The organism is Pantanalinema rosaneae CENA516, from assembly GCF_050753385.1.
Lineage (GTDB): Bacteria > Cyanobacteriota > Cyanobacteriia > Leptolyngbyales > Leptolyngbyaceae > Pantanalinema > Pantanalinema rosaneae.
This window is the reverse complement of record NZ_JBLZFZ010000006.1, coordinates 97,099-110,540: the sequence shown is the minus strand read 5'-3', so window position 1 is coordinate 110,540 and position 13,442 is coordinate 97,099. Positions and strand designations below refer to the sequence as shown.

8 protein-coding genes are annotated in these 13,442 nt (G+C 51.9%); 4 read left to right on the top strand and 4 right to left on the bottom strand.

What is annotated here, in order from left to right:
- Window positions 1-95 precede the first annotated feature (95 nt).
- Window positions 96-1,859, top strand: a complete 1,764-nt coding sequence (locus tag ACN4EK_RS05060; protein ID WP_431656403.1) for a hypothetical protein — start codon at window positions 96-98, stop codon at window positions 1,857-1,859.
- A 50-nt stretch (window positions 1,860-1,909) separates the two neighbouring features.
- Here ACN4EK_RS05060 and larC read toward each other — a convergent pair whose 3' ends face one another.
- A complete protein-coding gene (gene larC, locus ACN4EK_RS05055; protein WP_431656402.1) occupies window positions 1,910-3,376 on the bottom strand; it encodes a nickel pincer cofactor biosynthesis protein LarC in 1,467 nt (488 codons plus the stop codon).
- A gap of 157 nt (window positions 3,377-3,533) precedes the next feature.
- Between larC and ACN4EK_RS05050 the strand changes: the two genes are divergently transcribed.
- Both ACN4EK_RS05050 and ACN4EK_RS05045 read left to right on the top strand, forming a co-directional pair.
- On the top strand, window positions 3,534-4,190 hold the full coding sequence (locus ACN4EK_RS05050) for an L-threonylcarbamoyladenylate synthase (protein WP_431656401.1): 657 nt from the start codon (window positions 3,534-3,536) through the stop codon (window positions 4,188-4,190).
- Window positions 4,191-4,646: 456 nt separating this feature from the next.
- Window positions 4,647-5,909: a HetZ-related protein gene (locus ACN4EK_RS05045; protein WP_431656400.1), complete on the top strand. Its 1,263-nt coding sequence runs from the start codon at window positions 4,647-4,649 to the stop codon at window positions 5,907-5,909.
- A gap of 117 nt (window positions 5,910-6,026) precedes the next feature.
- Here ACN4EK_RS05045 and ACN4EK_RS05040 read toward each other — a convergent pair whose 3' ends face one another.
- The 3 genes from ACN4EK_RS05040 to ACN4EK_RS05030 all read right to left on the bottom strand — a co-directional run bounded on the left by ACN4EK_RS05040 (window position 6,027) and on the right by ACN4EK_RS05030 (window position 10,600).
- A complete protein-coding gene (locus tag ACN4EK_RS05040; RefSeq protein ID WP_431656399.1) occupies window positions 6,027-7,091 on the bottom strand; it encodes a ligand-gated ion channel in 1,065 nt (354 codons plus the stop codon).
- Window positions 7,092-7,197: 106 nt separating this feature from the next.
- Entirely contained in the window at window positions 7,198-7,662 is a 465-nt protein-coding gene (locus ACN4EK_RS05035) for a hypothetical protein (protein ID WP_431656398.1), read from the bottom strand.
- Between the two features lie 202 nt (window positions 7,663-7,864).
- A complete protein-coding gene (locus tag ACN4EK_RS05030; RefSeq protein WP_431656397.1) occupies window positions 7,865-10,600 on the bottom strand; it encodes a valine--tRNA ligase in 2,736 nt (911 codons plus the stop codon).
- A gap of 201 nt (window positions 10,601-10,801) precedes the next feature.
- On the opposite strand from ACN4EK_RS05030, the gene ACN4EK_RS05025 reads away from it, so the two are divergent.
- Window positions 10,802-13,441 (top strand): EAL domain-containing protein, encoded by a 2,640-nt coding sequence (locus tag ACN4EK_RS05025; protein ID WP_431656396.1) that lies wholly within the window; start codon window positions 10,802-10,804, stop codon window positions 13,439-13,441.
- The last annotated feature ends 1 nt before the right edge of the window (window position 13,442 follow it).

Here is a 13,442-nt window from a genome sequence, read left to right as displayed (position 1 = left end):
TCCTCAATCCATCTTGCACTTTTAAAAAGTCGGTATATCATAGGCATCGCCGCATCGATCTGCCCCACGGATCTCTCACCTTCAGGATTAGACCCATGAGTGAAGCTGCCAACTCCCCATTTGACCCAGATCTGTCTGCCTCCAGTGCTTCGGTTTCCCCCCCCGAAATCAGTTCTCCTGCCCTCACCTCGGAACCAACCGCGATCGCGGCGGCTGAATCCATTGAGTCAGTTGAGGATGATTGGCAAACCGTAGACCTCCCGGGTGCAATCAGTGTCGATGCTCTCCTGGCAGGAGAGGTGAATTTGGTCGAGATGGCAGCCACACCAGCCCCTTCAGTCCCCGTTCCAGCCTCCGACGCGATCGCGCAACTGCATCAGGAGAATGCCACCCTACGTGAGCAAATTCAACAACTAGAGCAAGACTTAACCCAGGCTCAGATTGAATTGCAGCTAGAAATTGCCCGTTCTCTCTATACCCAGTCTGCCAGTGTGACGATCGCAACAGCAGCGAGTCCATCCCCAGCAGAGCCACCCGATGCCACCAACACAGTACCCGCGATCGAACAACTGACGCAGGAATTAGAATTGGCACAACAAGCCGCCCAACGCCAACAAATTTTGGTCGAAACCCTGACCAATCAACTAAACAGCAGCCAGGAGCGGGTTGCTCAGTTAGAGCGGGAGTGTGCCTTAACCCAGCAGCGCTACAACGAACAGATGCAACAACTGCTGCAATCGGAAAATACCTGCCGGGACTTACGCATGCGCTTGATGCGGCAACAGCAACATACGCTGCAATTTAAAGCAGCATTAGAGAAATGTTTAGATATGCCCGCCGCCCTGCAACAACATCCGTTTGTGCAAAACTTTGAGTTAGATGACCAGGCTACCTCCAATCCAGACCTGGAAGGGCATCAGGTGGGGCATGCCCCCTTTGTACCTAAAGCCCACCCCGTGAAACCCTGGTCAACCGAGGCAGACTCCACTGAAGGGTTTTATACTACCGCCGGGTTTGATCTATCTGGGCTACCCAATCTCTTGTCAAAACTGCGCCCCTCCGATGACTGGGAGGATGGTTCGGAGCAAGGCAGCCATTCCTACACGCAAATCGGTGATCCTGTGCAGCCGCTAACAGAAGCTGAAGTTGCGTCAGAACCTTTAGCCGCAGATGCACCAGAACAAATTGGTGAATTGCTGAATCTGATGTTCCCAGACTCCACTGAAGTCCCGATAGAACCGATCGCCGCCGCCCCAACCCCCGACCCCATCTTCGACCTCAGTCCGTTTATGGAAGCTGGAGCCGTGGTTACTCCGGCGATCGAACAGCCTCCTACAGAAGCCGCACCCCTTGCCGCCACCCCTCAAACATCGGCAGGTAACATGTGGGATGATCTGGCGCAATTAATTGATCCGGCAACCCCTGATCCATCAGGTTCTTCAACCCATCCCGATCGTCCCTTACCAACCCCAGAACCGGATTTACTGGCAGCAGCAACCCTCAATTCCGCTTCAGCAGACGATCATACAGACCTGGAACTACCCACGCCTCCAGTCCAGCGTCAGTCTAGCCGACCGATTCTGTTAGCCTTCCCTGCCACCAGCATGACGGCATCAGTCACTCCATCCCCTGAACCACCGTCTGTACCAGAAAGCGTTGCCGCCCATAGCTCTGCTACCTGGACAGCTTATGCGATCGAGGAAGCCAGCCAGCTAGATACCGATGCCGCTCCCGCCAATTTTGAAGATCCCAATGCCGTTCCAGCTAACTGGCCGTCCCCCGTTCTCTATCCCTTACGCCCAACCAAACGGCTCAAGTCCTTAGCCGCCGTCGAACTGCCAACCTTCCGTCGGGGCTAGTTGAAGTTCATTGATTTGATTCAACCTGATTCAGGTTAGGGGGCGTTTACTTAATCGCCCTTGTTTGTTTGATACCAGGATTGTAGAGCCATACGGTGTACCTGCCGCCAGGGAAGTTGTTGCTGACGGGCGATCGCCGCACAATCCTCATATTCCGGTTGAACATTCAGCACCCGATCGCCCTGCTCCCCCGCCCAGGCCACCTTCACCCGCACATTGCCATACGCCGTTGGCACAGATTGCACCTGTCGCGACAAAATTTGCCGTTCCTGCCACGATCGCCGAATCCCCAGCGTACTCGTTTCTCGAAACACGATCGCCTCACAGGTTGCTACCGCCTCCGGATGACAAATTATCGTCAACAACACCCCCGGACGCGATTTCTTCATCCCGATCGCCTGCGTAAACACATCCAATGCGCCAGCCGCCAGCAACGCTTCCAGCACATACCCGATCGCCTGCGGATTCAAATCATCAATCTGCGTCTCTAACACCGCGATCGTCTCCAAACCTCCCCCATCTTCCCCATCTCTCTTATCTTCCCCACCTTCCTTATCTCCCCATCTCCCCACCTCCCTACTCCCCACCTCCCCATTTCCCCCAGTTTCCCCAACCCATAACCGCAGCAGATTAGGAATACTCAACTCCCGCGATCCTGCCCCTAACCCAACCTGTTGTAACGTCATCCGAGGTGGATTGCCAAACTGAGTTGCCAACGTCGTGACGATCGCGGCTCCCGTCGGTGTGACTAATTCCCGCTCAATCCCATTGCTATAAATCGGAACCTGTCGCAGTTCCCACAGCTTCAATACCGCCGGAGCCGGAACCGGGAGCCGACCATGCGCCGCGCGAATCGTGCCCCCTCCCGTAGGCAAAGCAGAACAATAAAGCTGATCAATCTGCAAATAGTCCAACCCCAAACAAGTCCCCACAATATCGACGATCGCATCCGTTGCCCCCACCTCATGGAAATGCACCTGTTCAGGAGTCATACCATGCACCGCCGCTTCCGCCACAGCCAACTGTCGAAACACGGCTAAACTCCAGGCCTCGGCTCGGGTCGGCAAACCAGCCGCCAGAATCATTTGCTCAATTTCGGGTAAGTGCCGCACTGGGGCATGGGGAGGAGTAGGGGGGACAGGGTCAGGAGAGTGATGGGGGTGAGGGTGATGATGATGATGGGGAGGATGGAGGTGATGAAGGTGGGAATGATGGTCGTGCGCCTGATCTCCTGATCCTGCTGGAGTTGCCATTGTCGATCGAGGCGTTACGACCTGGGTATTGGCACTGTGACCCATGCCAGATCCAGAATTCACGCACAACTCCACATGAACTTTGGTGGCTCGTAACCCATTGCGATGGACGGATTCTGCCCGTAACTCATATTCATGGGCAATGCCCAACTGACTCAATTGGTCGCGCAGGTAATCTAACGGCACTCCTAAATCCACGATCGCGCCCAGGCACATATCACCGGCAATTCCCGTCGGGCATTCCAAATACGCTACTTTCGTCATTCGTTCAATCGAGGGTGATGGGGTAGAGAAACAGCACAGGATCAGTCAAAAAGAGTATCAGCGATCGACCATCCGTGGGTATTATCGAGTGGTTGAGAAATCATCGTTACCCGATTTTCTAGCTTTTGGCTCTGTAGTTTCATGTCACCACCGCATCATGGCAACTATTTATAATATCCATCCAGAGACTCCCCAAAGTAGAGTGATTGAGCAACTTCAGGATGGGTTGCGGAACCATGCCGTGATGCTATATCCCACGGATACGGTATACGCGATCGGGTGTGATCTGAATTCTAGATCAGCACTGCAACGGGTACGGCAGATTAAGCAACTCTCAAACGATAAACCCCTCACCTTCCTGTGCCCCTCCCTGTCCAACATTACTCAGTATGCGATCGTGCGGGATTCTGCCTACCGGATCATGCGCCGCTTGATTCCAGGGCCCTATACCTTCATTCTGCCCATGACCAAGCAGGTACCCAAGCTAGTGATGAACCCCAAACGGAAAACCACTGGAATTCGGGTGCCGGATCATCCCCTCTGCCAAGCGCTCCTCGCAGCCCTGGGCAATCCAATTATTTCTACCTCTGCCCATATTTTGGATGAAGACACCCCACGCGGCTCCAAACCCTACACGTCACGCTTTGAGCTATTTGATGCCCTGGAGAAAGTAGTGGACATTATTGTGGACGATGGGGCAGAACCCGGTTACGAAACCTCTACCATTTTGGATTTGACTAACGAGGAACCGATCGTGGTTCGGCGCGGTCAGGGATGGGAGATGGTGGAAAATTTTGTGGTGGAAGTGAACTAAATTTCGTGAGGATTCGTCTAACTATCCGGATAACGACCCACTAACTGTGTCTGGATGGTCAGAAGCATTGTTTCAGGTAGCAGGCTAACCGCAAACTGGCACAACCAGATTGCCAACTGTCCACTGTGGTCGTCGATCGGGAGTTGCCGTCAGCCGACCATCAACCTCCTGTGCCGAAACGGTTTCAGTCACCAGACCCGATCATGATCACCGCTCCTTGTCCCACCCATTAGGACAGTTCCGTAACCAGATGCAAAAGTGCCATAGGGTTATGGGGGGTTGCCCGTAATGATTTATTCGCCGTGTGTAGCCAGAATTATGACAGTAAGCATACGAGAGATTAGGGTACGAAGTTTTTCTAAAACTGCCGCTCGATTGCCTGGATTAGCCTCAGTTAACCCTTCTCCTCCACCGCCCCCCTGTCCTGCCACCCCTGTATCTGTGCACTACCAAACCATGAACTTTGAAGCTTTTTCCCGCTCAACCACCGTTGACCCCACAGCTACCGATGCGCCCTGCGCCGTTGCTCCGACCCTCTGTTCTCAACCGACTGCCGTCCCGGCTACAACTTCTGAGGCGGCTCCTCGCAATCCCAACTTGATGGGCATTGATGCGCTTACCCAACTGATTGCCAGCGAATTACGGTCTGAAGTGAACGGCTCTCACCGCACTGTAGAAACTCTCGCCAACCGGATTGCCGCCGAAGTCGATCGCATTTGTAGTAAAAGCGGTCGGATTCAATCCTCCGGTCAAATGCGTACCTGGCAACTGTCCCTGGCTCGCCACCGGATGCAAAAGTGCTTGAACTATTACCACCTGGGTTCCCGGCGGGGACGGGTCGAACTTCATAGTACCCTGGGTTCTATGGTCTACCGTTACGTGGCTCCCACCCGGATGCAGTTAGGATTTCAAGCTCGCTACACCTTAATCGAAGATTTCCTGCAAGGCTTCTACTCCGAATCATTAAAGGCAATGCGGCGGGAAAATACCCTGGCCGAGGATTACCAACCCCGTACCCGTCTGGAGTTAGCCGAATACATGGCATTTACCGAGCAGTATGCCAAACGTCGGATTGGGCTACCCGGTGGACAAACTCAGCAGTTAATTGTCCTGCGGGCACAACGGTTTGGACAACGGCAACCGATGGAAGTATCGGTAGACATTGAGCAAGCATTGGAATCGCCGAAGGGTGAAGATGCTGAAGCGCACAATCGCTCGCCGATCGTCCAACAACTGCGGGAACAAACCGTTGCCGATGCGATCGATTCTTCGGAAGCGGTGCTGCGCGATCGGGTGATCAGTGAACTGGTTCACTATCTGGAAGCCGAAGGACAAACCGATTGCGTCAACTATTTGATTCTGAAATTAAAAGATTTATCTGCCCCAGAAATTGATCAGATTCTGGGCTTAACCGCCCGTCAACGGGATTATTTACAACAACGCTTTAAGTATCATGTGGAAAAATTTACCCTTTCGCAAAATTGGAAGCTAGTTCATCAATGGTTGGGGGCGGATCTGGATCAAAATCTGGGACTATCCACGCCACAATGGCAAGTTTTCCTGAATCAATTAACCCCTGACCAACAACAATTACTGGCGCTGAAGCAAGCTCAAACCAGCGAACAGGAGATTGCCAAAACGCTGAAGTGGACGACCAAGCAAGTCCAAAAACGGTGGGGACAACTGCTGGATCTGGCTCGCCAAGTTCGGAACCAATAACCAGTCCACCTTGATTCAAAGCATCCCCCCGTCTGGGATGGCAAGGAATTCATGCCTGTCATGATCCATCGGTCTGGAGGAGTCTGACGAATCAATCGTGCATCAGTTGCACCTTGTTCATGCCAGGGTAATCAATAGGAGAATTCCACTGACCAGGATGAAGCATTGGACAATCAAAAAGGGGCGATCGAGCCGGAGGACCCGCTGAATAGCTTCTGGCTCGCCACTTTTCACCCAATCGGCAGTGACGATCGCCTCCATAATCGTGGCAATCACTAACAAATACGCCAGGGCATAAATTTTGTCTAACAAGACTAAATAACCCGATTCCGGTAAGGCACTGGAATAGGACTGTTGCAAAAACACGATCGTTAATAGGGCAGTAATCGGAATGGCAATGCGCGGATCAACATAGGTGGGATTCAGCAGCAATGCGCCCCAACTGGAAGCCAACACAATCACCAGAGGCAGTAACAATTTCCACAGAAAGTAACTCAGGGGTCGGGTAACTTGCAATTCATACCGTACCGCCGAATAGGGATTGGTCGCCGTTTCCACAAACCCAAATCGACTGGGATAAGTATGGAGCAAGTTCTGAAGTCGCCAACCCCTAATTTGCCACCCCTGCACCGATAAGGTATCCACATAGCCAGAATCCTTTGTATCTGCCACATACACCAGTTGATTGGCGGTATAGATCGAATTCTCGATCGTGATGCCCAACTGCTGTTGATCCAGGGGATAGCGAGACAGCCCAAAGGGCTGGAAAAATCGCCCCTCAATCCGCAAGCCCTGATACCAGCTACCATCCGCCTGTTGGATCGGTTTCTCGTATTCGGCTCTCTGGGTCATGCCCCATTCATCCACGGCATTGGTAAATTCCAAATTCGCGATCGGATCAAGTTTCCCCTGCCACTTCAACCAAACGTAGGCATCAATATAGTAAGTATTACTGGCAATATTCAGTTCATAAACATGCATGGGATAGAAGCCCACCTCCACCCGTTGCGCCTGCGGGGCGATCGTCGTCAATGGTTGGAATGCCGCTGTTTGAGAGGGAGTGGGACGCGGCAGAAAACTTAACCCTAAGCGCAGGAGCAGCACCAGGGCGATCGTGACACCAGCGAGCAATAGCCATTTCCGACTAATCCGACCACCGAACCCCTTCGTCAGTAGATGCATAGAACCCAGGACAAGCCAAAATTGTGTCCTTTAGTATGCCCTAGCTCAAAGGATTTTCAGAGGCAATGATCAATAACTTACCTACACTTGCTGAACGACAACACCCTTAATTTGAGGGATTAAGCTTAGTTTTATATTCAGCCGCCATTTGTTCCAACTGTTTTTTCTCGCGTTTCAGTGTTTCTTCCAGTTGTTGAATTTGCTCCCGGCGGGCTTCCAATTCTAACGCCCGTCGATCGAGTTCCTGGCTTTGTAACGTTAAGCTGCGCCGCCACTGTTCCGCGCGTTCCGTTTCCTCGCGTAAAAAGTCCGGAGTCACCCCACTGACTAAAAAGCTCTGCACAATATCCAGCACCCAGGCCTTCGCATCCCGAATTTCCAGCACTTCCCGGCTAGCCGATAGCTTGACTAAAACCAGCAAGCCATTACTCCACGACGACGCGGCCTCAGTCGGCAGAAACTCCTCGTCTTGAATGGTCATCCAGGCGTAATCCGATCGCTGAAATGCCAGCAAACGCACCCCTGCCTTGCCAGACTTTTCTGCGATTTGCACCTGAGCTAAATGCAGCATGACCTTGCCTCTCTGCATTGTCGGGGTATCAAAATAAACATAAAGCTCAGTATGTGAACACTACAAGCGAATGCGGATAATTTCACAACTTGAACATCAAATCAACATCTTGACAAAAGTTCATCTGCTCAGGATTATACGGTCTTTAGTTCGGGGGACTGAGTGAATTTACGTGGGGGCGAGAAAAAGCAGAGCAGATGACTTACAGTTTAGCCAATCGAGCTTGCAGAATTTCCGCTTGCTTTTTGGCTTCCGCCAGCGTTGCCTGTGCCGTCTGCACCACATCCGCCGGGGCTTTGTTGACAAAATTGGGATTATTTAACCGGGCAGACAGCGAGTTCACTTCTGCTTCAATTTTTTTCAAATCTCTTTCTAACTTAGACCGTAATGCCTCCAGATCAACCACCCCGGCTAACGGAATCAGTACCTGAACGGTGCCGACGACTCCCGCCACCATTTGGGAGGATTCTGTAGTTTCGCTAGTTTCCGCCGAAATCGTCAAGGTTTCCACCTTTGCCAGATCACAAATGTAAGTTTGTCCAGCATGCAAAATCTGCCGTTCCCGATCGCTTTCGCTTTGTAGAATCGTCTGGATCTTCACCCCCGGCTTAATTTCGGCCTCTGCCCGCAGGTTGCGAATCGTGCGAATCGTGTCAAACAGTAAATTAAACTGGTGTTCCAGATCCGGATCAATCAAGATGGAATTCACCTCTGGATAAGCCGCGACTGCCAGACAGCGATCGTCCCCTGCCTGAGTGATGGTATGCCAGATCTCCTCAGTGATATGGGGCATGAACGGATGCAACAGCTTCAGCGTCCCTTCCAACACAAACACCAGCGTTTGTTGCGCCACTGACTTAGATTGGCTATCGGTTCCCTGTAAGCGAGATTTCACCAGTTCAATATACCAGTCACAAAAATCGCCCCAGATAAACTCATACAAGCCCTTTGCCGCCTCGCCTAACCCAAACTTCTCAATCTGATGGCGGGTTTGCTGGGTGACTTGATAGAAGCGAGAGATAATCCAGCGATCGGCAAATTCCAATTGTTCGACTGGAGGCAGTGTGGGTTCTGCTGCCAACGTCACCCCTGCCAGATTCATCAACACAAACCGGGAGGCGTTCCACAATTTGTTCGTGAAGTTGCGGGAGGCTTCTACCGTAGCCGATTCATCGGTTTTGCGGTTGTATTCCATCCGAATATCCTGACCTGCCCCAGCCACTTCTTTGACTAAGGTGTAGCGCAGGGCATCCGTCCCATACTTATTAATCAGCAATAGGGGATCAATACCATTATTTGATGTCTTAGACATCTTTTTGTTATTTTCATCCCGCACCAGCCCGTGAATGTAAACGGTTTGGAATGGCATTTTGCCCGTGAAGTGCCCCGCCATCATCGTCATCCGGGCAACCCAGAAGAAGATGATATCAAACCCCGTCACCAGGGTTGTTGTGGGATAGTAGCGTTCCAGATCGGCAGTCTGCTCCGGCCAGCCCATCGTTGAGAACGGCCATAATCCCGAAGAAAACCAGGTATCCAACACATCCGGATCTTGCTGAAGCTGAACCGTGTCCCCAAACTGAGCGATCGCTTTTTCCCTGGCTTCGGCTTCCGTCTGAGCCACGACAAACGGGGTAGTGTCGGTAATTTCGCCGCCGGTTTGATCCACGGCATACCAGGCGGGAATTTGATGCCCCCACCAGAGTTGACGCGAAATGCACCAATCCCGCAGGCTGACTAACCAATCGCGATAGACCTTCGTCCAGCGTTCCGGCACGAACAACGGCGACTGCTGTTGATCCAGGAAGTCCAACGCCCGGGTTGCCAGAGGCTCAATCTTGACGAACCATTGGGTAGATAGGAGCGGTTCTACCGGAACTTTGCCGCGATCGCCATAGGGGACTGTATGTTTGTAGTCTTCCACCCGCACCAGGCAACCGAGGGACTCCAATTTAGCCACCACATTCTTTCTGGCAACAAACCGATCCTGCCCTTGAAATTCACCCGCATGCTCATTCAAAGAGCCATCTTTGTTCATGATCGTGATCATGGGTAGGTTGTGGCGTTTGCCCATCTCAAAATCATTCGGATCATGGGCAGGGGTAACTTTGACACAACCCGTACCAAAGCTGGCATCAACATACTCATCAGCAATAATCGGAATTTCCCGATTCATGATCGGCAGGGTTAACGTTTTGCCAATCAATGCTTTGTAGCGATCGTCATTGGGATTCACGGCTACGGCGGTATCACCCAACATGGTTTCCGGGCGGGTGGTCGCCACTTCCACATATCCCGATCCATCGGTCAGGGGATAGCGGAAATGCCAGAGATGCCCATTCACTTCCTGGTTATCCACCTCCAGATCGGACACCGCCGACTGAGTGGCTGGACACCAGTTGACCATATACTTGCCGCGATAAATTAACCCCTCTTCATAGAGTTGATTAAAGGCAAGCAATACTGCCTTGGATAACCCCTCATCCAGCGTAAACCGTTCCCGCGACCAGTCTACCGATACCCCCAGACGGCGTAGCTGGTTGACGATCGTGCCCCCCGAATTGGCTTTCCATTCCTGCGCTCGGAGTAAAAATTGTTCCCGACCTAAATCCTCCCGAGTTTTGCCCTCGGTCTTCAGTTGCTTTTCCAGCATGGTATGGACAGCAATACTGGCGTGATCTGTCCCCGGCAACCACAGCGTATTCCGCCCAATCATCCGGTGATAGCGTACCAATACATCAATCAGCGCACTTTCAAAGGCGTGCCCCATGTGCAGGCTACCCGTGACATTGGGCGGTGGAATTACCACACAGTAAGGTTCTCCCGGACGGCTGGGGTCAGCTTTGAAGACTTGATGCGCTTCCCAGTACTGCTGCCACTTGGCTTCAGTAGTTACAGGATCGTATTGGCTGGGCAGATTAGGGATAGTTGCAGTCATGGAATCGGGAAAAATCAGCGATCTTTAAGTTATCTAAATTCTGCCACGCGATTGCCAATTGCTTCCAATGTCGTTTTAGGGAATTCCTGCTAAAAAAAGATCAGGCTTGATATATTATCCTTCTGAGAATCTGTCCGTTGTCTTGCCAGGATTCCGGGGTGCTGCAAGCATCAGCAGAGCGATCACCATCCGTAGAATTTGATGAATCCAATTAATCAGGATGTTAGCCTACAGAATTGGCAACGGGCGCTACCCGACATCGATCGCGCGGTGCTACGCACCTGGTTAGGACAGATGCCAACATTTCAAGCGGCGATCAGGGAAGCATTGCGGCTGATTTGCCTGTCTATGGGCTGGACTTTTGCCGAAGTTTGGCTACCCAACAGCGACCACACTCGCTTAGACTGTAGCCCGGTTTGGTTTGCCCAACCATCGTTCGCTACCTCCCCCTTTGATCCCTTCCGGTTGGTCAGCCAGCCAATCACTTTTGCCCGTGGACAGGGTTTACCGGGGCGGGTCTGGCAGTCCCAGCAGCCTGAATGGATTCTAGATCTGGCTGAGTCAACCGATCAGGAGTTTTTGCGAGTCCCGATCGCGGCAGAAATGGGGTTTAAAGCGGCTCTCGGTATGCCGGTGCTGGCAGATCAGCAGGTCTTAGCGGTATTAGTATTCTTTATGACTGAGGTTCAGGTGGAGGATCAGGCTGTGATCAGGGCAGTCTCTGAGGTTACCGCAGAACTGGGTTTGTGGCGATCGACCACCCTGGCTGACCCCCACCCTCAATCTGAGGCATTTCTTCGTCTCTTGTTAGATAACCTACCGATCTCGATTTTCTGGAAGGATCGCCAATCCACCTATATCGGTTGCAATCAACACTTTGCCCGCATGGTTGGTATTCCGGCAGCAGAAATTCAGGGCAAAACTGATTATGACCTGCCCTATCCCGAAGCAGCAGTCGAGCGATTTCGCCAGCAGGATCGACAGATTATCAAGTCCGGGCAAGCCAAAATGAATCTGTTGGAGTCAACCACCCTCAAAAACGGCAAACAGTTGTGGTTGAACGTGAATAAAATTCCGATTCGGAATAGTAATCAGGACATCATTGGAGTGATGGGCACATTGGAGGATATCACCGATCGCCAACATGCCGAATTTGTCCTCCAGCAAGCCGAGCAGAAATACCGCAGCATTTTTGAGAATGCCGTGGAGGGGATTTTTCAGACGACCCGATCGGGACACTACCTCATGGTCAACCCCATGCTGGCAAAGATCTATGGGTATGATTCTCCCGAAGATCTGATGACAATGCTAACAGATATTGAACATCAGCTTTATGTCAACCCCGATCGGCGGCGGGAGTTTATCCAACAGGTTCAAGAGCAGGGTAGCATTCAGGGGTTTGAATCCGAGGTGTACCGTAAGGATGGCAGCATCATTTGGGTATCGGAAAGTGCTCGGGCGATTCGCGATGAACACGGGCAAATTGTGGGCTACGAGGGCACCGTTGAGAATATTACCAGTCGGAAACATACCGAAGCGACCATTCGTTACCAGGCATTTCATGACCTCTTAACGGGCTTACCGAATCGCATGTTATTTAACGATCGCTTGCCCTTAGCGCTCTCCCAGGCACAACGGAGCAACACGATCCTGGCGGTGATGTTTATGGATCTCGATCGGTTCAAAGTGATTAACGACACGTTGGGGCATGCGATCGGAGATCAACTCCTCCAGGAGGTTGCCTATCGACTATCACGCTGTTTACGGGAAGGGGATACCGTATCGCGCTGGGGCGGAGACGAATTTACCCTGCTCCTGCCCCAAATTAATACTTCAGAGGATGCCAGCAAGATTGCCCAACGCCTGATTGAAGCCCTTAGACCCACCTTTGAGTTAAGCGGTCATACCCTCCATATCAGCAGCAGTATTGGTGTCGCTCTCTATCCCCATGATGGTGAGGATGCCCAAACCCTACTCAAAAATGCTGATGCCGCCCTTTATCGTGCCAAGGATCAAGGGCGCAATGGCTATCAGTTTTATACTCCGGCGATCAACTCCAAAGCCTCCGAGTTACTTGCCCTGGAAAATCGACTCCACGATGCTCTGGAACGCCAGGAATTTATTATTTATTACCAGCCTCAGATTAATATCACCACTGGCGAAATTACCCAGATGGAAGCGTTAGTGCGCTGGCAACACCCGGATCTGGGGTTTATCTCTCCCGCCGTATTTATTCCTTTAGCCGAAGAAAATGGCTTGATTGTGCCGATCGGGGAATGGGTATTACGCACAGCTTGTACCCAACAGCGACTCTGGCAAGAAATGGGAGTACCATCCCGCCGGATTGCCGTCAACCTGTCCGCCCGCCAGTTTCATCAACAACGCCTCTTGGAGACGGTATCCCAAATCCTGACAGAGGTGACGCTCGATCCTGGCTGCCTGGAATTAGAGATTGCCGAAACCACCGCCATGCAAGATGTGAATTTTACGGCAACGCTGCTGCAACAGTTACGCACCATGGGAGTGCATATTGCCGTAGACGATTTTGGCACAGGCTATTCCGCCTTAAGCTACCTGAAGAAATTTCCGCTGAATACGATCAAAATTGATCAATCCTTTATTCAGGATTTAACCACCGACGATCGAGATCATGCGATCGTGGCGGCTGTGATTGCGTTAGGACGCGGCTTGAATCTCAATGTCGTGGCGGAAGGGGTAGAAACCCAGGAGCAATTAGCGATCCTGCGATCGCTGGGATGTGAGGAAATGCAGGGCTATCTGTTCAGCCAACCGATGCCGGTTCCCCAGGCAACTGAATTTCTCCAAACCTATCTTCATTAGT

Bases quoted from the DNA above. Each gene is read 5' to 3' on its own strand.
- ACN4EK_RS05025 (WP_431656396.1), top strand. From the start codon at position 10,802: ATGAATCCAATTAATCAGGATGTTAGCCTACAGAATTGGCAACGGGCG.
- ACN4EK_RS05040 (WP_431656399.1), bottom strand. From the start codon at position 7,091: ATGCATCTACTGACGAAGGGGTTCGGTGGTCGGATTAGTCGGAAATGG.
- larC (WP_431656402.1), bottom strand. From the start codon at position 3,376: ATGACGAAAGTAGCGTATTTGGAATGCCCGACGGGAATTGCCGGTGAT.
- ACN4EK_RS05045 (WP_431656400.1), top strand. From the start codon at position 4,647: ATGAACTTTGAAGCTTTTTCCCGCTCAACCACCGTTGACCCCACAGCT.
- ACN4EK_RS05050 (WP_431656401.1), top strand. From the start codon at position 3,534: ATGGCAACTATTTATAATATCCATCCAGAGACTCCCCAAAGTAGAGTG.
- ACN4EK_RS05035 (WP_431656398.1), bottom strand. From the start codon at position 7,662: ATGCTGCATTTAGCTCAGGTGCAAATCGCAGAAAAGTCTGGCAAGGCA.
- ACN4EK_RS05060 (WP_431656403.1), top strand. From the start codon at position 96: ATGAGTGAAGCTGCCAACTCCCCATTTGACCCAGATCTGTCTGCCTCC.
- ACN4EK_RS05030 (WP_431656397.1), bottom strand. From the start codon at position 10,600: ATGACTGCAACTATCCCTAATCTGCCCAGCCAATACGATCCTGTAACT.